We start from the raw sequence: 22,099 nt of genomic DNA, 5'->3' as shown, positions 1-22,099 counted from the left end.
CTCCGGCGTTAAACCCGCACCACCTTGGCCGGCAGGCCCTGGCGCACGGCGGTGCCGGACACCGGGTCCACCCACAGGCCCCGGTCCTTGCGGGTCGGGTCGGGCACCCCCAGGTCGTTGAGGTTGATGCCCGCCGCCAGGTGCGGCTTGTGGGGCTGCTCCCGGTCGCCGATCTGGTGGGCGCGGGCCCCCAGCTCCTTGTGGCCGAAGCCGTGCTCCACCGCCACCACGCCGGGCATCACGCCGCCGTGCACCAGCACCCGGGAGCGCACCGCACCGCCCGGGGTGCGGATCTCCACCCGGTCGCCGGTGGTCACGCCGATGGCCTCGGCATCCTGGGGATGGAGGATCACCGGGTTTTCCGGATGGACCCCGAGCAGCCGGTCGGCGGCGATCGAGTAGGAGTTCTGCAACGCCGACTTGAAGCTGATCAGCTGCATCGGCCACTTGCTCTCCGGATAGACCTGGCGCACCGGGGTGCCGTCGGCGAAGCGGGCCGGCTGCCAGCTCGGGCAGCCGACGAAGCGCTTGCCGGTGATGCTGTGGCGGCTGCCGCCCACGTTGTCGTTCCACACGTGCAGCATGGCTTTCAGGCGGTTGCGCATCCACTCCGGGTTGTCCTCGTCGCGGACGTCCTTGGCCGGCTGGTAGCGGCCACCCCTGGAGAGCAGGAAGGCCACCTTGCGCACCTCCTCGGGCTTCAAGGTCGCCTCCAGCAGCGGGCGCAGGCGCTCCACCCCGGCCAGGATGATGTCCTCGTCGCTGGCGTCCGCCACCGGCTCCTTGCCCAGCCAGGCGATGTTGGCGCCGCCGCGCAGGTACCAGTCCTCGGCGCGCTTGAGGGGATAGGCATTGCCCTCGGCGTCGCTGATCGCCTTGTCGCCGAAGCCGGGCAGGTCCATGGCCTTGGCCAGGGCGATGAAGAAGCTCTCCATGGCGATGGGCTGGCCGTCCGGGGTCTTGGCCGCCTTAGCCTCCACCACCGGCCAGCGGGCGGTGCACGCCTTGGTCGGCACCCCGTTCCAGGCCGATGCCCAGCCCCAGCTCTCGTAGAGCAGCGAATCCGGGACGATGTAGTCGGCGTAGGCGTTGCTCTCGTTGATCAGGGGGTCGATGGAAACGATCAGGGGCAGCTTCTTCGGGTCGGCCAGATCCTTTTCCACCTGGCGGCGCAGGCCGGGGATGCCGTAGAGCGGGTTGCTGCTCCACAGGATCAGGGCCTTGAGCGAGTAGGGGTAGCCGGACAGGGCCGAGGTGAACCACTCGGTGACCAGCCCCGGGGCGTTGGGGAACCAGGGGGCCTGGGCCGGGTAGGCCTTGCCGGCGGCCTTGTTCTTGGCGAACTCGCTGGTCTTCTCGAAGGGCACGTTGCGCCCCAGGGGAATGCCCGTGGGCTTGACCATGCCGGCGAAGCTGTCCAGGTTGTAGCGCGGCCCCTCGCCGTCGTCCTTGAAGCCGCCGCCGTTGGCCACCAGGCCGCCGGGGCGGTTCACGTTGCCGATCAGCACGTTGAGCATGATCACGCCGAAGGCGTTGTAGAAGCCGTTGCCGGCCATCATGCCGCCGTGGGCGATGGCCGCCGCCTTGCGGCCATGGGCGGTGAATTCCTCGGCCAGGCCGGCGATGACGTGCTCGGGCACGCCGCAGTCCCGGGCATAGTCGGCCAGAGTGTGGGCCTCGGCCTCTTCCTTGAGCAGTTGCAGGGCCGACTTGACCCGCAGGGGCTTGCCGCCAACCTCGATCTCGGTGTCCACGAACAGGGGCGCCGGGCCCTTCGCCTGGCCGATCGGCACCGGCTTGCCACCGGCGTCGAGGGGGCCGCTCAGGGTGACGAAGGGGTCCGCCTCCTTGTAACGGTCGGCCTCCTCCACAGGCAGGCCCAGGTCCGAGCCGCGCAGCATGCGCCCTTCCCGGGGATGGCCGGGCTGGGCCACCACCAGGTGGGTGGCGTTGGCGAAGGACGGCTCGCCGGCGGCCTCGGCCAGGGCCTGGTTGGGCAGGGCCAGGAAGTCGGCGTTGATGCGGCCGTTGTCGAACATCCAGCGGATCATGCCCATCACCAGGGCGCCGTCGGTGCCCGGGCGGATCGGCACCCAGCGGGCCCGGTCGCCCACGGCCCGGTTGTCGGCATTGGTCAGCACCGGGTCCACCACCACGTAGTTCATGGCGCCGGTGGTGCGGGCCTTGGCGATCAGGGTGCCCTGGCGCTTGAACGGGTTGCCGGCCTGGCCCGGGGCGGTGCCGATGAACAGCACGAACTCGGCGTTCTGGAAGTCGGGCTTGCCGTGGGGCATCTTCTTCATGTCGCCGAACACCGCGCCGGAACCGGAACGGTAGGCGCCGCCGCAGTAGGAGCCGTGGCCGACGAAGTTGAGGGTGCCGTAGGCCTTCTGCATGAAACGCCGGGCGAAGTTCTCGCGGCCCTCGTTGGTGCTGTTGAGCACCGCCACCTGGTTCACCTTGGGGCCCAGTTCGGGACGTTCCGGGTCGATCGGCGAGAAGTCGCGCAGGGCCTTGAGGCCGGCCACCGGGCCTTCGCCGAACAGGTCGCCGCCCTCGGTCACTTCCTTGACCAGTTGGGCGAAGGAGATCGGCTGCCAGCGCCCGGAATTGCGCGGCCCCACCCGCTTCAACGGGGTGAGCACGCGGAAGGGCGAATCCATCTGCTGCAACACGGCGTTGCCCCGGCCGCAGGCGGTGGAGCGCCCGGCCAGGCCCTTTTCGTTGAAGCGCGACAGGGCGACGAAGCTGTCGCGCACGCTGGCCTTCATCGGCAGGTGGGGGTCGGTGGACAGGGGGCTGTAGGGGTTGCCGGCGACGCGCAGCACCTTGCCGCTGGCCCGGTCGATGCGCACCCGCACGCCGCAGAAGGTGGTGCAGCCGGTGCACATGGTGTAGCTGACCTGCTGGGCCGGGTTGATCCACAGCTTGCCGCTGGCCGGGTCGATGCGGAACTCGGGCTCCGGCGCCTCGCCGGCGGTCTTGTGCTTGGGCGCGTCGTGGCCGAGGACCTTTTCGCCCATGCGCACGGCGGTTTGCGAGAACCCGGCGGCGAAGGCGGTGGCCCCGCCGGCGGCGAGCATCTGGCGACGGGAGAATTTGGGCAGTTTCATGGTCGTTACCCCGCGAAGGTTCCTTACGCCCGCCCGGCGCGACGGGTGTCGTCGCCCCAGGGCAGGAAGGAGGTGAGGAGGATGAAGAGCAGCAGCCACAGGCCGGCGGTGCCGACGATGCCGAGCAGGCCGTCGTGGCCCAGGGGCAGCTGGTAGCGGTAGTAGCCGGCGCCGATCTTGGGGATTTCCTGGCCGCCGATGAACACGGTCCAGCGCATCATCCAGGCCGAGTGCAGGGCGATCAGCCCCACCAGCAGGCCGTGGGCGGGACGGCGCCAGGCCAGCCACAGGGTGGCGGCGGCAGAGCCGGCGGCCCACAGGGCGGTGATGCGCCAGGCGGCGGAAGGGGCCACTTCGGCCAGTGCTTCGGCGTGGCTCGGCGACAGGCCGAACAGGCCCAGGGCCAGCCATACCGCCCCCACCAGCAGTGCAGCCACCTGGGTGGCGGCGAGCACCCGATTGAGGCGCGGCAGGGTATCGGCCGGTTCGGCGGCGAAGCGCCGCTCCAGCAGCAGCACCAGGCCCACGGCTCCGGCCAGGGCGGTGACGGCGAACTGCACCGGCAGCAGCGGCGTATCCCACAGGGGCCGGGCGCGCACCACCATCACTTCCATGCCGGTGTACAGCAGCACCAGCAGCGCCCCCAGGCCGGTGAGCAGGGCGGCGGCGGCGATCGCCGTGGGGCTTTCCAGGCCGCCGTAGGCCAGGCGCCGGTACCAGGGGGCGAGCAGCGGCGCGGTGTCCGGGGACTCAGCCAGGCGCAGCAGGGCGGGCCGCAGGACCAGCCAGGCGTAGAGCATCAACCCGCCCAGGTAGAGGGGGATGAAGAAGGCGCCCCAGGCCATCCAGGAACCGAAGTTGGGATGCAGGTAGAAGTTGAGGAAGCGCCCCGGCTGGTGCAGGTCGGCGAGCAGGGCCACCGGCGCGGTCAGGCCGCACAGCAGGGCGGCGAGCAGGGCGCGCCGGGAGATGCCGGTCCAGCCCGGGCGTTTGAACACCTCGCCGGGCAGGGACAGCAGGAAGGCCCCGGCGGACAGGCCGATCAGGAAGAAGTACTGGACCGCCCAGGGCAGCCAGGCCACGTCCCGGGCCACGTTCACCACTTCGACGATTTGCGGGTTGGTCATGTCAGCCTCCGTGGCTCTTGGGTTGCCAGGTGAGCCCGCTCAGGGCCGGGGTCTGGGTGCCGTCCACCTTGCCTTGCAGGCGCGGGTCGAGGCCGACGTAGAAGACCTGGGGCCGGGTGCCCTGCTCGGGCTTGAGCACCTTCAGCTCGTCCTTGGCGTCGGCCATCAGACGGCGGATTTCGCTCTTCGGGTCGTTCAGGTCGCCAAACACCCGGGCGCCGCCGACGCAGGTCTCGACGCAGGCCGGCAGCAGCCCAGCCTCGACCCGGTGACTACAGAAGGTGCACTTGTCGGCCTTGCCGGTGTGGTGGTTGATGAAGCGGGCGTCGTAGGGGCAGGCCTGGACGCAGTAGGCGCACCCGACGCAGCGCTCGCCGTCCACTAGCACGGCGCCGTCCTCGCGCTTGAAGGTGGCGCCCACCGGGCACACCGGCACGCAGGGCGGGTTGTCGCAGTGGTTGCACAGGCGAGGCAGGACGTGGGTGCCGGTGACGGCGGCGGCGCCCTCGCCGGTGGTCACCGCGTAGGTGGACACCACGGTGCGGAAGCTGCCCTCGGGCACCACGTTTTCCATGATGCAGGCCACGGTGCAGGCCTGGCAGCCGATGCACTGGCGGGCATCCACCAGCATGCCCCAGTGGGGCTTGGCGCCTTCGGCGGCCTCGGCCGGCAGGGCGGCCAAGGAGGCGGCGCCGGCAGTGACCGCCGGCAGCACCTTGAGGAAGGCCCGACGCCGGCCGTCCGGGACGTCGCCGCCGGAGCAGGAAGAAGCGCAGGGGAGGTCGTGCATGACATCGCTCCACAGGGAGATAGGGACGATGTCAGGTTAAGCCGCCAATACCCCCACGAAAATTGTGGGGATAGCGCAGCCCCATAGGCGCAACTGCCGGTGCGCCTAGGTAAAAGTGCCTAGCGGCACTGCCGGGTTCGGCAATCCGGCGGGGAAAAACGTGGGGAATCGGGGCAACCGGGGCAACCGGGGCAACCGGGCGAGCGGAACGGCACGGCGCCCGGCCCGGCGGTAGGCGCGGCGCCCAGGAGCACGGTGCCATCGGCCGGACCGCCCCGGCGTTTCCACCAAGACCAGCCCGTCAACGACAACGGGGAGGCCATCGTCTCCCCGCTGCTTGAATCGCGGCGTCGCGGCAGCCCGGCTCACAGGGCCGCCGCAACGTTTGCCCGGACCTTACTGGACCTTGGACACCAGGAAGTCCACCGCCGCCTTGACCTGGTCGTCGGACAGGGAGGGGTTGCCGCCCTTGGCCGGCATCATCCCGGCCTGGCCGGAGAAGCCTTCGATGGCGTGCTTGTAGAGGGTGTCCTTGCCTTGGGCGACGCGGGGTTCCCAGGCGGCCTTGTCGCCCACCTTGGGCGCGCCGGCCACGCCGGCGCCGTGGCACATCACGCACACCTGCTTGTAGGGGGCTTCGCCTTCGGCGGCATGGCCGGCATCGGCGGCGGGAGCGGCAGGCGCTGCGGCCTGGGGAGCCGGCGCGGCGGCGGGGGCCGGGGCGGCCTCGGTCTTGGGCGCCTCGTCCTTGCCGCAGGCGGCGAGGGTGGTGGCGAGCAGGGCGGCGGCGAGCAGGGAGAGGGCGGAGGATTTTTTCACGGTGGAAACCTTTCTGCGAATTCAGGTATTCAGGAGATGCCCGCCCCGCAAGCCGGGGCGGCTGGCCGTCGGATTCTAGGAAGGCCCCGTCTGGCTGCCTTTGATGGATGCTAAAAGCGTAGGCCGCGCCCCTATAACCGTCCCCTGCCCCCGCGCGCCGCAGGCGCCGCATCCGGCGGAATGCCGGTCGGCCCGACCCGGGCAATATATGAATAAATTTCAAGTATTCGGCACACGCAAAAGATAGAGTCCGCGCCAGTTCTTGAGCTTGGCCAATCGCCATAAATGAAACATTAGAAAAATTAATACATCGAGGGACGAACAGCCCTGGGGACCGCCGCGCCTGCCCATGCTCACCACCGACGCGCGCGCTCCCGCCGAGCGCATTTCAAACATTCATATCGGACACATTTTTCCGCCCTGCCCGGGCCTCTGCCGCGCCGCCGCCCACGCGCGCCCTCCCCCGGGACCGCCCCCATCCTTTACCATGCGGTCCTTACCGGGCGCCCGCGCCCATCCCCACCCGACCCAGGAGACCGCCATGGCCCGTACCATCATCGCCACCCCCAACGCTCCCGCCGCCATCGGCACCTACTCCCAGGCCGTCAAGGTCGGCGACACCGTCTACATGTCCGGCCAGATCGGCCTCAACCCGGCCACCATGCAGCTCGAAGAAGGCATCGACGCCCAGATCGCGCGCGTCTTCGACAACCTGAAAGCCGTGGCCGAAGCCGCCGGCGGCAGCCTCAACGACGCGGTCAAGGTCAACGTCTTCCTGACCGACCTGGGCAACTTCGCCAAGGTGAACGAGGCCATGACCCGCTACTTCGCCGAGCCCTTCCCCGCCCGCGCCGCCATCGGCGTGGCCTCCCTGCCCCGGGGCGCCCAGGTCGAAGCCGACGCCGTGCTGGTGATCGGCTAAACATCCTCGCGTTAGCGCCCCCTTGCCGCCCCGCGCCGCCAAACCCGCGCCCCTCGCCGCCTCCGGCGACGGTGCCACGGCGGCCGCCCTGCCCCCGGGCCGCGGCCCCGACGGGCGCAAGGCCCCAGCGGCGGGCAAGGGTGCGGGGGCCAAGAAAGGCGCCAAGCCGGGCAAGCCCGCCGCCGGAAAAGGCCGGGACGACCTGTTCGCCAAGCTGGGCCTGACCCGGCTGGAAGACTTCGCCCTGCACCTGCCGATCCGCTACGAGGACGAAACCCGGGCCTACCCGGCTGGCCAGGCGCCCCTGGGCGCCCCGGTGGTGGTGGAGGGCCGGGTGGCGGACGTGAACGTCCAGTACCGCCCGCGCCGCCAACTGGTGGTGCGGCTGATCGGCAGCGGCGGGCGGGAAGCCTGGCTGCGCTTTCTCAACTTCTACGGCAGCCAGACCCAGCAGTTCGAAACCGCCCGGGACAACGGCCGCCTGGTGCGGGCCTTTGGCGAGGTGCGGCCCGGCTTCTTCGGCGCGGAGCTGGTCCATCCGCGCATTCGCGTGGTGGACGACGGCGAAGCCCTACCCGACCGGCTCACCCCGGTGTATCCGACCACCGCCGGCATCTCTCAGCCGATTTTGCGCAAACGCATCGCCGTGGCGCTCACCGCCCTGCGCCAAGCCGGCGGCTTTGCCGAGACCCTGCCGGAGGCGGTACGCGCCGACCTGGGCCTGCCGTCCCTGGACGAGGCCCTGACCCTACTGCACGCCCCGCCGCCGCAAGAGGATTTCGCCGCCCAGCTCGACGAGCTGTCCGACCGGCACCACCCGGCCTGGCGCCGGGTCCAGTTCGACGAACTGCTCGCCCAGCAGCTGTGTCTGCGCCGCGCCCACGCGGCGCGCCGGGCCAAGGATTCCCCGGCCTTGAACGGGGCGCCGACCCTGACCGCTGCCCTGCTGCGCCAACTGCCCTTCGCCCTCACCGGCGCCCAGCAGCGGGTGTGGGACGAAATCGCTGCCGACTTGGCCCAGGGCCACCCGATGCAGCGCCTGCTGCAAGGCGACGTGGGCAGCGGCAAGACGGTGATCGGTGCCCTGGCGGCGCTGCGCGCCATCGAATCGGGCTACCAGGCGGCCTTCATGGCCCCCACCGAAATCCTCGCCGAGCAGCACTACAAGAAGCTGCGCGACTGGCTCGAACCGCTGGGCATCGAAGTGCTGTGGCTCACCGGCAGCCTCAAGCCCAAGGCCAAGCGCGAGATGCAGGCCCGGGCCGGCGCCGACGGCCAGTTGGTGGTGGGCACCCACGCCCTGATCCAGGACGGGGTCGAGTTCGCCCGCCTGGGCGTGGCCATCGTGGACGAGCAGCACCGCTTCGGCGTGGCCCAGCGCCTGGCCCTCAAGCAGAAGGGCGGCAACCCGCACCAGCTGATGATGTCGGCCACCCCCATCCCGCGCACCCTGGCCATGACCTACTACGCCGACCTGGACGTATCGGTGATCGACGAACTGCCGCCGGGGCGCACGCCGATCCGCACCAAGCTGATCTCCGACGCCCGCCGCGACGAGGTCATCGGCGCCGTGGACGGGGCCTGCGCCGGCGGCCGCCAGGCCTACTGGGTGTGCCCGTTGATCGAGGAATCGGAAGCCCTGCAATTGCAGACGGCGGTGGATACCTTCGAACACCTCAAGACCGACCTGCCCCACCGCCGCATCGGCCTGGTGCACGGCCGCCTGAAAGCCGACGAGAAAGCCGCCGTGATGGCCGCCTTCGCCGCCCACGGGCTGGACGTGCTGGTGGCCACCACGGTGATTGAGGTCGGCGTGGACGTGCCCAACGCCAGCCTGATGGTGATCGAACACGCCGAACGATTCGGTCTCTCCCAACTGCACCAGCTGCGCGGCCGGGTCGGCCGGGGCGCGGCGGAATCGGCCTGCGTGCTGCTGTTCGGCCACCCCTTGTCGGAAACCGCCCGGGCCCGGCTCAAGGTCATCTACGAGAACACCGACGGCTTCGCCATCGCCCGGGAAGACCTGCACCTGCGCGGCCCCGGCGAATTCATCGGCCACCGCCAGAGCGGCGTGCCCATGCTGCGCTACGCCGACCTGGAACGGGACACGGACCTGGTGGACGCCGCCCGCGACACCGCCGCCTGGCTGATCGCCCACGCCCCAGCCATTGCCGACGCCCACCTGCAACGCTGGCTGGGGGGGCGGGCGGATTTGCTTAAGGTCTGACCCTGGGAACTGGGGCCGGCGCGGCTGCTGATGGCAGGCCAGGGCAGCGGTAATGGAGAGGAGGCGTGAAATCGCTTCCTGCTGAATGCAGGATTGCATCTGCCCTAATCAGCACAAATCGATCCGTTATGATCCAAGTCGATTAGTAGCCCTAAGGGGAATTACCAAACCTCGATTGAGGGAGTGAACTCCCCCTTCTGCTCTGTGTGCCAAGCCCGCATTTTGATACGCGACGGAATAAAACTATCTCCTTTATATTCAGGCTCTACGACCAACTTATTAATCAAACCATCACTAACGTAGCGCACTAGCATTCCTGTAACTTTATTTTTAGCATCACCAACCCCTATCGGCACAAAAACAGTGTTCAAAGGGGTTTCTTGCCCACCAAACTCACGAGGAAACAAAGTAATTTTTTCGACTTTTCCTTGCGCAAACAACGCTTCAGCTTTTTCACGACTTGTAATATCGGAAAAATCCAATTTTTCCCCTGCCTGCACAGCAAACACCCCAAAAATACACAAAACGAAAGCAAACATCCCCTTCATGACTCACCCCCCTAATGTTAACCAAAAAAAAACCATCTCCACTACGCAAAATCACCAAGCAACTTGAACCACCCCGGAACTGGTAGACACCTCTGAGCCTTAAACTTAAGGTCACAGGGAGGCATTATGAGCAGCAAGCTGCGGCTCAGAAAACCCAAGATTGAGGCAGTCAAGCAGGTGTCCTATTGACTAGACTGCTAGATGCGTAGTGGCTATTGTGAGCGCTTAATGGCATTGGCCAATTCCCATGCCTTGTTACGGAGTTTTGCGAATTCTTCGTTCAGTTCAATTCGCTGTGATTTCCAATCGAAAACACCGTTGTTTTAGCTTTGGCCAAGAACAACATCGTTGATTGAGCCCATGCCACCGTAGGCTGAAAGCAGATATTCAATACCTGAGTAGTCTGAGTTGAGCAGGTGTGCCTTGGCCTTTCGCACCCAGGCACTCCAGTGCCTATCTCCGTCGCCTTCAAGAAGGGCAGCGAGCTTATTGAGGACGCTAACTAGCTCCTGAGTTTTCGGCCTCAATTGAAAGCACCTAACGTGTTAGGCGAGGGGCCGCCGAAGCGGCGAAGCCGCGTAGGGAACCGAGAAACGCAGCTTCTCGGCGGTTCCTCTCGACCGGCGGGTTAAAGCTCACTTTCGCGCCGCCAGCAAAGAAACTTTGCGTTTGACGCACTTCCCATAGCACGGATAACGGCCTCATTGTCGAAACCTGGCAACTGCTGCAATTTGAGCAAAAGCTCCTTGGTACCTTCGGCCTCACTCGGAGCCAGGCAACCAGAAGACGAACCCGACAGAACCCAAAAGACGTCGTCGACGAACGGGCCTTCGTCAGTAGTAACAATGCTGATTTCAACAAGATCGTCCCAGCGGACAACCTCTTGCCTTCCATCCGGCATTGTGCGGGCGATCTTTTCTTCGTCGAACGTGACAACGTGCTTCGCAGGGGAGGAACTCGGCTTGTGACCAAATAGGCGAGAAAGGAAGCTCATGTGGGCTCTAACGATTAGGTAAGCGGACTACCACGCCTTTTGCGGTAGGTCCGGGTAACCGCAGGGTTGGGCGTCATTTACAGACACCCCTCAACGTATTGGACCTCGGGGAAGCGCCCTGCGTAGAACGTGACAACCCGGTCGCCATCTGTTTCGAAGCGAATGGCCCGCTTACCGTTTACGGATTTCACAGTGAGGTACTTACCTTCCGGTTCCGGGATGTACTGGTGCGGGGTGACTTCTATCCGGCCATGGTATACCTCCATGACCTTCGGGATGTTGTCACCAAGGCGGATGCCTGCAGCAGTTTTCGTTGCGCCCTCACGGACATCAACGCGCGCTACGCGGCCACGAGAAAACATGAACGTGACCCCTTTCCAGTGCTCGGCTGGACGGAGATACTCGCACTCGAAATCCCCGGCCCCAGCTGTGCGAATAATTGGTTCCCCGAGGGCTCGGGATACTTCTGCCTTTGTCATTCCTACGCGCACAGGACCAAAACCATCATTGTGGACGGTGTAACTTTCGTCAGCCCACGCGCCAGACAGAATTACAACCGAAGCAGCGATAGCAAAGACAGTTCTCATGACGCCCGACGGTGAAGGTAAGCGGACTGCCGCGCGAGGCGCAACAGGAAAACCAAGGCGGGTGTTCGGCAGGTCCGCTTGACCGGGTTGTTGGGCGTCCCTGCGCTTGATGTGGGGAAACTACAGGCCTGAAACAGCCTATAGCTAAGGAATAGGCTGGCATCGATTGCCTTATGCTGTTGGGCGCTGCAATTCATTTGGCTCCGGGAAACGTACCTTCAGTAGCTGGCGCGTTAACACATTGACATGTTCTAGATGGTTCTGACCAAGTGCGGCCACCATCAATGAACCTACCTGCGGTACCCGTAGGAGCTGACACATAACTCTTTCCTTCGGCGCGACATTTCTCCATACACGTGTTTGCTTCAGCTTCGGAGGACTGCCGCACTATCGCGAATAGCCCGATACCAGCAAGAAGAAATAGAACGGCAGCGAGTATTGCAACCGAACGAGTCACAGCGCGTACCCTTCATGATGCTCAACGTGAAGTGGACAGCAATATTGCAGGGCCTCTCGGATTCATGACGCATAACCTATGCGACAGCCGTTGGTTCAAACAATTGTTTTTCAACCACATTGACTGATATTTTCATCCTACGCACAGAACTAAACTCCCGGCCAAACCCTGCAAAAACCAAAAGTGCCAATGGCATTTTACGGCAGCTTTCGAACAATTCGATCATCGGCTGCTTCAGACTGACTGCTGCCTGACCTCAGCCAGCCACGACGACAAGTTTTGCCGACACCGGCCGAACAGGGTGAAAGATGGGCAGCCCAAACCCTAGGCAGGACGCGGCTCTTCACAGCGCCACCGCCAACCTCAAGCACTGGCGCAGCTCTCCGAGGCATACCCGCCAAGAACAAGTATTGGCGCGCCGTTCCGGCTACCTCTACCGCTAGGCGTCCGTCTGCCCGTGGCGACGCAGGACGACATGGGTGGCCTTTTCCGAAGCGACGAATTCCACGCAGTCGTAGCCCAGCGCCCGCAAATCAATCCCCTCGAACAGCGGCTCGCCCCGGCCGAGCAGGACCGGGGAGATGGCCAGGTGCAGTTCGTCGATGAGGCCCGCACGGAGGTACTGGCGGATGGTGTTCGGCCCGCCGCCGATGCGCACGTCCTTGCCGGCGGCGGCCTCCCGGGCGCGGTCGAGGGCCTCGCGGATGCCGCCGGTGATGAAGTGGAAGGTCGTGCCGCCGGCCATGGCGAGGGGAGGACGGGCGTGATGGGTCAAGACGAAGACGGGCGCGTGATAAGGCGGGTTGTCGCCCCACCAGCCTTGCCAGTTGTCGTCCGGCCACGCCCCGCGAATGGGGCCGAACATGTTCCGCCCGAGAATCCAGGCGCCCACGTTCTCAAAGCCGCGGGCGGCGAAATCGTCGTCGATCCCGGTGGTGCCGCCGTCCTTGCCGAACAGGGCCCGCTGGAAGGTGCGGGTTGGGACGAGCCACTGGTGCAGTTCGGTCCCGCCGACGCCGAGCGGATTGTCGAGGTCCTGATCCGGGCCGGCGCCGTAGCCGTCGAGGGAGAGGGTGAAGCCGTTAACGCGAACGCGGGTCATCGTTGGCCTCCAGTGAGGTGCTTAACCGGATTTATAGACCGCAAATTTCAGGGGTTGGCGTGGCGATGACCGCCCATGGCCGACGGCGGTCTGCGCGCCGCTAGTCACCACGACGCTATTTCGCCGGCGCGGACCTAACCGGGTGAACGCGGGCAAACGATGGGCAGGGTGAAAATGAGGCCGCCCAAACCCCAGGAAGGACGCGGTTCTTCACGGCACCATCGCCAAACTCAAGCACTGGCGCGGCTCTCCAAGGCATACCCGCCAAGAACAAGTATTGGCGCGCCTTTCCGGCTACCGACAAAAAATCCTCTCCTTCTCGCGATATGACCATGGCCCATGCGGTGCTGGACCGGGCCTGAGCGGGTTCGGAGGTTCGGAGACTCAGGCGCCCAGTGGCAAGCGCCGCGTCATCTCCGCCAGCCGGCTCTCGCAGCGGCGCAGGTCGCGGCCGAGTAGGCGGGCCAGGTCGGGGGCGTCGGCCAGCAGCCGGTCCCACGGCGCCGCCGCCGTGGCGGCCAGAGCCACGCCAGCCTCGTAGGCGGCGTCGATCAGCCAGATGAAGCGGCGCAGGGCGTCGCCATCCCGGGGGCCGAAGCGGGGGACGCCGCTGATAGCCAGGCGGGACGCCTGGAGCGCCAGGGCCAGGTAGTCGGCGGGGGAACGGGGCGAGCCGCACAGGGCGGCAAAATCGAACCACAGGGCCCCGTCGCCCCGGTAGCGCACCGGCACCGGCCGGCCCGCCAGCATCAGGGGCACGCCGTCGCCGGATGGATGTTCCGCTCCTTCCGGCAAGCCCAGCCAGGCCGCCAGGACGGAGGGGTAGTCGGCGGAGTCGGCAAAGTCGGTGGACGCAGCAGGCGCGACGGCTGCGTCAGGCATTGCAGCGTTTGCGCCCCCATCTGCCACCGCCCCCGCCTCCACCCACCAGCGCGCCGGGGCCGGCGCGGCAGCGATACGGTAGTCGCGGCCGCCGTCGACTTCGAGCAGGTCGCAGTGGGCGGCGATGAAGGCCGCCACGGGCTGGTAGCGCTCGGCCTGGGATTGGTGGAACGGGGTGTCCGGCCACAGTTCGGCGGGAGGATGGTTGGCGGTGAACAGCAGGGCCGCGCCCCGCTGCCGCACCAGGGTGAGGGCCCGGCCCAGGATCAGGGCGTCGGCGATGTCGTGGGCGTGGAATTCGTCCAGGGCCAGCAGGCGGGCCGGCCCGAGCAGGGCGGCGACAGCGGCGGGAAAGGCGTCCTCCGCCCCTTCTTCCCGGGCCCGGGCCACGGCCCGGTGCAGGTCGGCGAGAAAGGCGTGCTGGTGGCGGCGCAGCACCGTTCCCGGCGGCAGGCTGGCGACCAGCAAGTCGAGCAGCAGGGTTTTGCCCCGGCCCACGCCGCCCCACATGAAGATGCCCCGGGGCGCGGCGGCCGAAGCACTCGCCGGCGCTGCATTCGCCACGACTTGGGCGCCCAGCAGGGCCAGCCGGGCCGCGGCGCCGACCTGGGCGGCATCGGGAACGAAGCCGCGCCGTTCCAGGGCCGCCAGGAGGGTGTCGCGGAGCGAGCCGGCGCTCATGGATGACACCGGCGGCGTGGCAATGGAGGAAAGAACGGCATTCATGCCGCCCATCCTACCTTGGCGAGCAGGGCCGCGCCCGCAGCCAGCAGCGCCAGGTTGAGGGCCCGGGTGAAGCGTTCCCGGGACAGGCGCAGGTCCAGGTGCCCGCCCAGGGCCACCCCCAGCACCATGGCCGGTGCGGCACACAGCGCGAGCAACAGCAGGGGGCCGTCGATCAGCCCGGCCAGGGCGCACAGCACCACCCGCAGGCCGGTGCTCAGGGCCATCAACACCGCCTGGGTGGCGCGGAAGGCGTCCCGGTCCGGCAGGCGGCGGCCCAGGTAGGCGGCATAGAGGAATCCGCCGCTGCCGAACAGGGCACCGAGCAGCCCCCCTGCCAGACCGCAGGGTACGGCCCAGGTGGCGGCCAGGGGCTTTGCGGGAGCCGTCCCGCCGCCGCCGCGCAACCCCCACAGCCCGTAGAGCGCGACGAACAACCCCAGGGCCACGGCCAGGGCATTGGCCGGCAGGCCGGCGAGCAGGGTCACCCCGACCACCTGGCCCGCCGCCATGCCCGGCAGCAGCCGGGCCAACTCGCCCCGGTCGATGCGCCGCCGCGCGCGCCAGCCCCGGACCGAGGCGCCGACGCAGTCGAGCAGGGCCAGCAGCGGCACGATGCGGGCCACCGGCAACACCGCCGCCAGGGGCGTGGCGGCGATCATGGCCGAGCCGAAGCCGACCAGGGTGAAGATGGCGTAGGCCGCCACCAGGGCCAGGGTTGCCACCGCCAGGGCGGACGGGGACGGCAGGACGCCGCCCAAGGCGGCGGGATCGAAGGGAAGGGGCATGGAAGGGGACGCGAAGGAAATTGAACGGCGCCGCCCCCTGCGCCGAACGGAATCAAAACCGAATCGGGCGACAACGGGGATGCCGGTGCTGGTAGCATCGCCCCGAACGTGCCATAACACCAATACCATTTAACCCGACGCCCCATAACAAACCGGCATGCCTAGCCTGCGCCAGATTCGCTACTTCCTCGCCGTTGCCGACCTGGGGGGATTCACCCCGGCGGCGGCGTCCCTGTTCATCGCCCAACCGGCCCTGAGCCGCCAGATCGGCCTGCTCGAGGACGAGCTGGGCTTTGCCCTGTTCCTCCGCGAACCCCGGGGCGTGCGCCTGACCCCGGCCGGCGAACTGTTCCGCCAGCGCGTCGCCGGCATGGCCGAGGGCCTCCAGGCGGCGGCCGACGACGCCCGGCGCCTGGCCCGGGGCGAAGGGGGTGTGCTGCGCCTGCTCCACTCCAGCTCGACCCCGGTGGCCGGCCCCCTGTTGGCGGCCCTGCGCGACTTCACCGCCGCCCGCCCCGGCGTGCGGGTGGATCTGGACCGGCTCTCCTCCGAACAACAGATCGGCGCCCTGGCCGCCGGCCGGGCTGACCTGGGGCTGGTGCGCCTGCCCCTGCTGCGCCGCGACCCGGCGGTACACCTGCGCCCCCTGCCCGAAGAACGGCTGTGGGCGGCCCTGCCCGCCGAGCATCCCCTGGCGGCCCGGCAGGAACTGGCCCTGGCCGACCTGGCCGGCGAACGATTCGTCGCGGCGGTGCACCGGGAGCGGGGCGGCCTCGCCCGGCGGGTCACCGACCTGTGCTTGGAGGCGGGCTTCACCCCGGCCACGGCGGCGGCTACCTCGCGCAAGACCAGCCAGTTGCAACTGGTGGCCGCCGGCTTCGGCCTAGCCCTAATCCCGGACGCCATGGCCCCCCTGCTGCCGGCCGGCGCCGTGCTGCGCCCCCTAGCCGGGCCGCAAGGAACGCCCACCGCCCAGGCGGCGCTGGCGCTCCCACCAGCGCCCTCGCCCCTGGCCGAGGCGTTTGCCGAGGCGCTGGCGGCGGCATGGGGCGGGCCGAACAAAACATCTGGTGCCACGCCAGCCTGATTCCCCCGGCTCACGATGGCCGCCTGCTGGTCGAGGGCGGCGAGGCGACAAAGGCCGCTCCGCCGCCCCATTCTTGGGTCCAAGCCTGATCCAAGCGAAGAAGAGGGTCATCCCGACAATTGCGCACGAGCGGCATTGCCCCTGCGTTGACCAAACGCATCGATACAACTAAGATCATCGACATGAAATCCGACTACACCCAAGCCCTCCCCCCCGAATGGCGTGGCATGTCCAAGGTGTTCACCGCCCTGGGCGACGAGCACCGCCAGCGCATGCTGCTGCTCTTTGAGAAGGGCGAGCGGCTCAATGTCGGGCAGATCGCCGAGGCCTCCACCCTGACCCGCTCCACCGTCTCGCACCATCTGAAGATCCTTCGCGAGGCCGAGGTGCTGGGGTCGGAGAAGATCGGCAAGGAGGTGTTCTTCTGGATCAACCGGCCGTTCCTGGAGGAAACCCTGGGCAACGTGCTGGACTACGTGCGTAACGAGGCCTAGGCCCGGGCATTCCTGGCCTCTTTTTTTGCCCTTACATAACGAAAAGTTTAGTTATTTGGTTATTTATTCAGGATGGCATAATCCCGCCCTTCCTGGGAGCCGCGATGTTTAAAACACTGTTCAAATCCTTGCTGCGGACGCTGGCCCGCCTGCTCTTCCGCATCCGCTGCACGGGCGACCCCGCCGCCCTCACGGCCGAGCGCCTGCTCATCGTCGCCAACCACGAGTCCTTCCTCGACGGGCTGCTGCTTGGCCTGTTCCTGCCGGTGAACCCGGTGTTCGTGGTGCACACCGGGGTGGCCCGCTCCTGGTACTTCCGCCTGGTGCTGTCGCTGACCGACTACCTGGCGGTGGACCCGACCAGCCCGATGGCCATGAAAAAGGTCATCAAGCTGCTGGAAACCGGCCGCCCGGTGGTGATCTTCCCCGAGGGCCGCATCACCCAGACCGGCAGCCTGATGAAGGTCTACGACGGCCCGGCCTTCGTCGCCGCCAAGACCGGCGCCACGGTGGTACCGGTGCGCCTTGACGGCGCATCACGCAGCTACTTCTCCCGGGTCTCGGGCAAGTACCCGAAGCAGCTCTTCCCGCGCATCCGCCTCTCGATCCTGCCCGCCACCGCCATTCCCATGCCCGAAGCGCCCACTGCCAAGCTGCGCCGGCGCAAGGCCGGCGAGGCGATGCGCCGGGTGATGCAGGAGATGCTGTTCGCCTCGCACCCGCGCCAGACCCTGTTCGCCGCCCTGTGCGATGCGGTCGAGATCTTCGGCCGCCGCCGGCGGGTGCTGGAGGACATGAAGCAGATCGAGTACTCCTATCAGGACCTGCTCAAGATGAGCCTGATGCTCGGCCGCCTGGCCGCCCGGGAGAGCGCCGAGGGCGAGCGGGTCGGGGTGCTGCTGCCCAACCTCACCGCCACCGTCGGCCTGCTGCTCGGCCTGACCGCCCAGAAGCGGGTGCCGGCCATGCTCAACTACAGCGCCGGCACCGAGGGCATGCAGGCCGCCTGCGACGCCGCCCAGGTGCGCACCGTCATCACCTCGCGCCAGTTCCTCGAAACCGCCAAGCTCGGCGACAAGGTGGCGGCGCTAACCAACGTGCGCCTGGTCTACCTGGAGGACCTGGGCAAGGGCGTCACCCTGTGGGACAAGCTGTGGCTGATCGGCTACGCCCTGTGGCTGCCGCGCTGCACCGCCCGGCCGGCCTCGCCGGAGGACGCGGCGGTGGTGCTGTTCACCTCCGGCTCCGAGGGCAAGCCCAAGGGCGTGGTGCTGTCGCACCGGGCCATCCTGGCCAACATCGCCCAGGTACGCGCCGTGATCGACTTCTCGGTGGACGACAAGGTGGTCAACGCCCTGCCGGTGTTCCACTCCTTCGGCCTCACCGCCGGCACCCTGCTGCCGGTGCTCACCGGTGCCAGCCTGTTCCTCTACCCCTCGCCCCTGCACTACCGGATCATCCCCGAACTGGCCTACGACCGGGGTTGCACCGTGCTGTTCGGCACCAGCACCTTCCTCGGCAACTACGCCAAGTTCGCCCATCCCTACGACTTCTACCGGCTGCGCTACGTGGTGGCCGGCGCCGAGAAGCTGGCCGAGCCGGTGCGCGCCCTGTGGTTCGAGAAGTTCGGCATCCGCATCTTCGAGGGCTACGGCGCCACCGAAACCGCCCCGGTGCTGGCGGTGAACACCCCCATGGCCTACCGCACCGGCACCGTCGGCCAGCTGCTGCCGGGCATCCACGCCAAGCTGGTGCCGGTGCCCGGCATCGAATCCGGCGGCCTGCTCCACGTCAGTGGCCCCAACCTGATGTCCGGCTACTACCGGGCCAGCGCCCCGGGCGCGATCGAGCCGCCCCATTCCGAGGCCGGCCCGGGCTGGTACGACACCGGCGACGTGGTGGAGATCGACGACGACGGCTTCCTGCGCATCGTCGGCCGGGTCAAGCGCTTCGCCAAGGTCGCCGGCGAGATGGTCAGCCTGGAGGTGGTGGAAAAGCTCGCCGCAACGGCATCGCCTGCCGCCGGCCACGCCGCCTCCAGCCAGCCCGATGCGGCAAAGGGCGAAGCCCTGGTGCTGTTCACCACCGATCCGGCGCTGACCCGGGAGCAACTGCTCGCCGCCGCCAAGGACAAGGGCACTCCGGAGCTGGCGGTGCCGCGCAAGATCGTGGCCATCGACGCCCTGCCCCTGCTCGGCACCGGCAAGACCGACTACGTGACCCTGAAGAAACTGGCGGAGGCTGCCTGAGATGGCCGCCCTCATTAGCGCCCGGCGCCGCCTGCTCCTCGCCGGTCTGGGCCTGGCCGGCGCCGGCCTGGCCGCCTCGGCCCTGGCGGCCAAGCACGGCACGGCCCTGTTCAACCCCTGCCGCGCCGCCCTGCCCGCGGATCTGGCCGGCCACCCGCTGATCCAGGCTGCCTGGGCCGGCCTGGACCCGGCCCAGGTGTGGGACGTCCATGCCCACCTGGTCGGCAACGGCGACTCGGGCAGCGGCATTACCGTCAATCCCGACATGCTCAGCCTGCGCCACCCGTTGCAGTACGCCCAGCGCCTCTTCTACCTCAACGCCGGCTGCGTCCATGAGGCGCCCGCCGGCCAGGTGGACCGGGCCTACGTGGAGCGCCTGCACAACCTGATGGCCGGCCTGGCCCCCGGCGCCAAGCTGCTGCTGTTCGCCTTCGAGCGCTTCCACGACCGGGATGGCCGGCCGGTGCCGGCGCGCACCAGCTTCCACGTGCCCGACGCCTACGCGGCGCGCATCGCCCGGGAGTTCCCCCAGGGCTTCGAGTGGGCCGCCTCGATCCACCCCTATCGGGACGATTGCGTGGCGGCGCTGGATGCCGCGGTGGCGAGCGGCGCCCGGGCGGTGAAGTGGCTGCCGGCGGCCATGGGCATCGACCCGGCCAATCCGCGCTGCGATGCCTTCTACGCCGCCCTGGCGCGCCACGACCTGCCGCTGATCACCCACGCCGGCGAAGAGAAGGCGGTGCACGGCGGCGACACCCAGGCCTACGGCAACCCGCTGCGCCTGCGCCGCCCCCTGGAGCAGGGCGTGCGGGTGGTGGTGGCTCACTGTGCCTCCCTGGGCGAGGACGTGGATACCGACCAGGCCAAGGGGGCCGGCAAGGCCCACCGGGTGCCGAGCTTCACCCTGTTCTCCCGCTTGATGGACGATCCGGCCTATGCCGGCCGGCTGTACGCCGACGTCTCCGCCCTGACCCAGCGCAACCGCTCCGAGGCAGTGCTGCGCTCGCTGCTGGAGCGGGAGGAATGGCATCATCGCCTGCTCAACGGCAGCGACTATCCCCTGCCCGGGGTGATGCCCCTGATCTCGCCCCGGGAATTCGCCGCCCGGGGCATGCTGGCGGAAAGCACCGTGCCGGTCCTCGACCGAGTGCGCCAGCACAATCCCCTGCTGTTCGATTTCGTCCTGAAACGCCACCTCCACTCCCGGGGCCGCCGCTTCGCCCCGGGGGTGTTCGAAACCCGCGACTTTTTCACGAGAACCGCCGCATGAGTTCCCAGTTCAAGCTGCTGCGCCAGCGCCGCTTCCTGCCCTTCTTCGGCACCCAGTTTCTCGGCGCCTTCAACGACAACCTGTTCAAGAACGCCCTGATCGTACTGCTCACCTTCCAGGCGGCCAGCTGGACCAGCCTGGACCCGGCCATCCTGGCCAACCTGGCGGCGGGCATCTTCATCCTGCCCTTCTTCATCTTCTCGGCCACCGCCGGCCAGCTCGCCGACAAGTACGACAAGGCCCGCCTGGCCCGGCTGGTGAAGGTGCTGGAAATGGCCATCATGGCCGTGGCCGGCGCCGGCTTCATGCTGCACAGCCTGCCAGTGCTGCTCTTCGCCCTGTTCCTGCTCGGCTGCCACTCCACCCTGTTCGGCCCGGTCAAGTACGCCATCCTGCCCCAGCACCTGCATTCGGACGAGTTGGTGGGGGGCAACGCCCTGGTGGAGGCGGGCACCTTCGTCGCCATCCTGGTGGGCACCCTGGCCGGGGGCCTCCTGGCCGGCGCCGGGCATCCGCTGTGGGTGGCGGGGGCCGGCCTGGCCGTGGCCCTGCTCGGCTACCTGACCAGCCGCGGCATCCCCGCCGCCCCGGCGCCGGAACCGGGTCTGGCGATCAACCTCAACCCGTTCTCCGAGACCTGGCGCAACGTCGGCTTCGCCCGGGAAAACCGCACGGTGTTCCTCTCCATCCTCGGCATCTCCTGGTTCTGGCTGTACGGCGCCCTGTTCCTCGCCCAGTTCCCGGCCTACGCCAAGAACGTGCTGGGGGGCAGCGAAACCACGGTGACCCTGCTGCTCGCCACCTTCACCGTCGGCATCGGTCTGGGCTCGCTGCTGTGCGAGCGGCTCTCGGCCAAGCAAGTGGAGATCGGCCTGGTGCCCTTCGGCTCCATCGGCCTCACCCTGTTCGGCCTGGACCTGGCCTGGGCCTCGCCCGACGCCTTGAGCCATGCCGCCCACGCCGCTCCCCTGGGCGTGGCCCAACTGCTGGCGGAGCCCGGCACCTGGCATGTGCTGATCGACCTGATGCTGCTCGGGGTGTTCGGCGGCTTCTTCATCGTGCCCCTCTACGCCCTGGTGCAGCTGCGCAGCGCCCCGGGCCACCGGGCGCGCATCATCGCCGCCAACAACATCCTCAACGCCCTGTTCATGGTGGCCGGCGCCCTGGGCGCGGCGGCCCTGCTCGGCGCCGGCCTCTCCATCCCCCAACTGTTCGCCCTGGCCGCCCTGGCCAACGCCGCCGTGGCCCTGTACATCTACCGGCTGGTGCCGGAATTCCTGCTGCGCTTCATCGTCTGGATGCTGGTGCATACGGTCTACCGGCTGGAAAAGCGCGGCGTGGAGCACATTCCGGCGGAAGGCCCGGCCCTGCTGGTGTGCAACCACGTCAGCTTCGTGGACGCCCTGGTGATCATGGCCGCCTGCCCCCGGCCGATCCGCTTCGTCATGGACCACCGCATCTTCAAGGTGCCCCTGCTCAACTTCGTCTTCCGCACCAGCGGGGCGATCCCCATCGCGCCGGAAAAGGAGGACGCCGCCCTCAAGGAGCGGGCCTTCGCCCGGGTGGCCGAGGCCCTGGCCGCCGGCGAACTGGTGGGCATCTTTCCCGAAGGCAGCATCACTGCCAGCGGCGAGATCGGCCCCTTCCGTCCCGGCACCGCCCGCATCCTGCGCGACACCCCGGTGCCGGTGGTGCCCCTGGCGCTGCAAGGCCTGTGGGGCAGCACCTTCTCGCGCAAGGACGGCCCGGCCATGAGCCGGCCCCTGCGCCGGGGATTGTTCTCGCGCATCACCCTGGTGGGCGGCGCGCCCCTGCCCGCCGCAGACGCGACACCGGAAGCCCTGCGCGAGCGGGTCGTGGCACTGCGCGGCGCGCGGGCCTGAGCCGGGACATCATCCGGCCGGCGCTCCCCGCACCCGG

Annotated in this window: 18 protein-coding genes; 7 read left to right on the top strand and 11 right to left on the bottom strand. The window is 68.1% G+C overall.

Annotated features, from left to right (window positions below):
- Positions 1–8: 8 nt before the first annotated feature.
- The 4 genes from V7Z98_RS11290 to V7Z98_RS11275 all read right to left on the bottom strand — a co-directional run bounded on the left by V7Z98_RS11290 (position 9) and on the right by V7Z98_RS11275 (position 5,849).
- Positions 9–3,113: a molybdopterin dinucleotide binding domain-containing protein gene (locus V7Z98_RS11290; protein WP_334158070.1), complete on the bottom strand. Its 3,105-nt coding sequence runs from the start codon at positions 3,111–3,113 to the stop codon at positions 9–11.
- A gap of 23 nt (positions 3,114–3,136) precedes the next feature.
- Complete coding sequence (nrfD, locus tag V7Z98_RS11285) at positions 3,137–4,240, bottom strand: NrfD/PsrC family molybdoenzyme membrane anchor subunit (protein ID WP_334158069.1); 1,104 nt, start codon at positions 4,238–4,240, stop codon at positions 3,137–3,139.
- Between the two features lies 1 nt (position 4,241).
- Entirely contained in the window at positions 4,242–5,030 is a 789-nt protein-coding gene (gene dsrO, locus V7Z98_RS11280; protein WP_293264930.1) for a sulfate reduction electron transfer complex DsrMKJOP subunit DsrO, read from the bottom strand.
- 396 nt (positions 5,031–5,426) lie between these two features.
- The gene (locus tag V7Z98_RS11275; protein ID WP_334158067.1) at positions 5,427–5,849 is read right to left on the bottom strand and encodes a c-type cytochrome; all 423 of its coding nucleotides are present in this window, start codon (positions 5,847–5,849) and stop codon (positions 5,427–5,429) included.
- 541 nt (positions 5,850–6,390) lie between these two features.
- Between V7Z98_RS11275 and V7Z98_RS11270 the strand changes: the two genes are divergently transcribed.
- Positions 6,391–6,771: a RidA family protein gene (locus V7Z98_RS11270; protein ID WP_054621047.1), complete on the top strand. Its 381-nt coding sequence runs from the start codon at positions 6,391–6,393 to the stop codon at positions 6,769–6,771.
- A 22-nt stretch (positions 6,772–6,793) separates the two neighbouring features.
- Positions 6,794–8,998: an ATP-dependent DNA helicase RecG gene (recG, locus tag V7Z98_RS11265; RefSeq protein ID WP_334158064.1), complete on the top strand. Its 2,205-nt coding sequence runs from the start codon at positions 6,794–6,796 to the stop codon at positions 8,996–8,998.
- 161 nt (positions 8,999–9,159) lie between these two features.
- Here recG and V7Z98_RS11260 read toward each other — a convergent pair whose 3' ends face one another.
- The 7 genes from V7Z98_RS11260 to V7Z98_RS11235 all read right to left on the bottom strand — a co-directional run bounded on the left by V7Z98_RS11260 (position 9,160) and on the right by V7Z98_RS11235 (position 15,079).
- The gene (locus V7Z98_RS11260) at positions 9,160–9,537 is read right to left on the bottom strand and encodes a hypothetical protein (RefSeq protein ID WP_334158062.1); all 378 of its coding nucleotides are present in this window, start codon (positions 9,535–9,537) and stop codon (positions 9,160–9,162) included.
- Positions 9,538–9,869: 332 nt separating this feature from the next.
- On the bottom strand, positions 9,870–10,073 hold the full coding sequence (locus V7Z98_RS17880) for a DUF6966 domain-containing protein (RefSeq protein ID WP_442951835.1): 204 nt from the start codon (positions 10,071–10,073) through the stop codon (positions 9,870–9,872).
- A gap of 101 nt (positions 10,074–10,174) precedes the next feature.
- On the bottom strand, positions 10,175–10,540 hold the full coding sequence (locus tag V7Z98_RS11255) for a hypothetical protein (protein ID WP_334158060.1): 366 nt from the start codon (positions 10,538–10,540) through the stop codon (positions 10,175–10,177).
- Positions 10,541–10,617: 77 nt separating this feature from the next.
- Positions 10,618–10,902: a hypothetical protein gene (locus V7Z98_RS11250; protein WP_334158059.1), complete on the bottom strand. Its 285-nt coding sequence runs from the start codon at positions 10,900–10,902 to the stop codon at positions 10,618–10,620.
- Positions 10,903–12,023: 1,121 nt separating this feature from the next.
- Complete coding sequence (locus V7Z98_RS11245; protein WP_334158057.1) at positions 12,024–12,686, bottom strand: dihydrofolate reductase family protein; 663 nt, start codon at positions 12,684–12,686, stop codon at positions 12,024–12,026.
- Positions 12,687–13,070: 384 nt separating this feature from the next.
- Positions 13,071–14,294, bottom strand: coding sequence for a cell division protein ZapE (gene zapE, locus V7Z98_RS11240; protein ID WP_334158056.1), 1,224 nt, complete (start codon positions 14,292–14,294; stop codon positions 13,071–13,073).
- On the bottom strand, positions 14,291–15,079 hold the full coding sequence (locus V7Z98_RS11235; RefSeq protein ID WP_334158055.1) for a TSUP family transporter: 789 nt from the start codon (positions 15,077–15,079) through the stop codon (positions 14,291–14,293). Before V7Z98_RS11235 ends, zapE begins: the two co-directional genes overlap by 4 nt.
- 157 nt (positions 15,080–15,236) lie before the next feature.
- Between V7Z98_RS11235 and V7Z98_RS11230 the strand changes: the two genes are divergently transcribed.
- From V7Z98_RS11230 to V7Z98_RS11210, 5 genes are all read left to right on the top strand, one after another.
- Complete coding sequence (locus V7Z98_RS11230) at positions 15,237–16,166, top strand: LysR family transcriptional regulator (protein WP_334158054.1); 930 nt, start codon at positions 15,237–15,239, stop codon at positions 16,164–16,166.
- A 182-nt stretch (positions 16,167–16,348) separates the two neighbouring features.
- Entirely contained in the window at positions 16,349–16,660 is a 312-nt protein-coding gene (locus V7Z98_RS11225) for an ArsR/SmtB family transcription factor (protein ID WP_054621041.1), read from the top strand.
- Positions 16,661–16,764: 104 nt separating this feature from the next.
- A complete protein-coding gene (aas, locus tag V7Z98_RS11220) occupies positions 16,765–18,909 on the top strand; it encodes a bifunctional acyl-ACP--phospholipid O-acyltransferase/long-chain-fatty-acid--ACP ligase (protein ID WP_334158052.1) in 2,145 nt (714 codons plus the stop codon).
- Between the two features lies 1 nt (position 18,910).
- Positions 18,911–20,179: an amidohydrolase family protein gene (locus tag V7Z98_RS11215; protein ID WP_334158051.1), complete on the top strand. Its 1,269-nt coding sequence runs from the start codon at positions 18,911–18,913 to the stop codon at positions 20,177–20,179.
- Positions 20,176–22,062 carry an MFS transporter gene (locus tag V7Z98_RS11210; RefSeq protein WP_334158050.1) on the top strand — a complete coding sequence of 629 codons (1,887 nt, stop codon included), beginning with the start codon at positions 20,176–20,178 and terminating at the stop codon, positions 22,060–22,062. Before V7Z98_RS11215 ends, V7Z98_RS11210 begins: the two co-directional genes overlap by 4 nt.
- Positions 22,063–22,099: the final 37 nt, after the last annotated feature.

Origin of the sequence: Oryzomicrobium sp. (genome assembly GCF_036820405.1) — a bacterium.
Lineage (GTDB): Bacteria > Pseudomonadota > Gammaproteobacteria > Burkholderiales > Rhodocyclaceae > Oryzomicrobium.
Note: the sequence above shows the minus strand (reverse complement) of the source record. Positions and strands in the feature narration are given on the sequence as shown.

Coding starts and splice junctions, on each gene's coding strand:
- V7Z98_RS11290 (WP_334158070.1), bottom strand. CDS start 3,113: ATGAAACTGCCCAAATTCTCCCGTCGCCAGATGCTCGCCGCCGGCGGG.
- nrfD (WP_334158069.1), bottom strand. CDS start 4,240: ATGACCAACCCGCAAATCGTCGAAGTGGTGAACGTGGCCCGGGACGTG.
- dsrO (WP_293264930.1), bottom strand. CDS start 5,030: ATGCACGACCTCCCCTGCGCTTCTTCCTGCTCCGGCGGCGACGTCCCG.
- V7Z98_RS11270 (WP_054621047.1), top strand. CDS start 6,391: ATGGCCCGTACCATCATCGCCACCCCCAACGCTCCCGCCGCCATCGGC.
- V7Z98_RS11260 (WP_334158062.1), bottom strand. CDS start 9,537: ATGTTTGCTTTCGTTTTGTGTATTTTTGGGGTGTTTGCTGTGCAGGCA.
- V7Z98_RS11255 (WP_334158060.1), bottom strand. CDS start 10,540: ATGAGCTTCCTTTCTCGCCTATTTGGTCACAAGCCGAGTTCCTCCCCT.
- V7Z98_RS11250 (WP_334158059.1), bottom strand. CDS start 10,902: ATGTTTTCTCGTGGCCGCGTAGCGCGCGTTGATGTCCGTGAGGGCGCA.
- V7Z98_RS11245 (WP_334158057.1), bottom strand. CDS start 12,686: ATGACCCGCGTTCGCGTTAACGGCTTCACCCTCTCCCTCGACGGCTAC.
- zapE (WP_334158056.1), bottom strand. CDS start 14,294: ATGAATGCCGTTCTTTCCTCCATTGCCACGCCGCCGGTGTCATCCATG.
- V7Z98_RS11235 (WP_334158055.1), bottom strand. CDS start 15,079: ATGCCCCTTCCCTTCGATCCCGCCGCCTTGGGCGGCGTCCTGCCGTCC.
- V7Z98_RS11230 (WP_334158054.1), top strand. CDS start 15,237: ATGCCTAGCCTGCGCCAGATTCGCTACTTCCTCGCCGTTGCCGACCTG.
- V7Z98_RS11225 (WP_054621041.1), top strand. CDS start 16,349: ATGAAATCCGACTACACCCAAGCCCTCCCCCCCGAATGGCGTGGCATG.
- aas (WP_334158052.1), top strand. CDS start 16,765: ATGTTTAAAACACTGTTCAAATCCTTGCTGCGGACGCTGGCCCGCCTG.
- V7Z98_RS11215 (WP_334158051.1), top strand. CDS start 18,911: ATGGCCGCCCTCATTAGCGCCCGGCGCCGCCTGCTCCTCGCCGGTCTG.
- V7Z98_RS11210 (WP_334158050.1), top strand. CDS start 20,176: ATGAGTTCCCAGTTCAAGCTGCTGCGCCAGCGCCGCTTCCTGCCCTTC.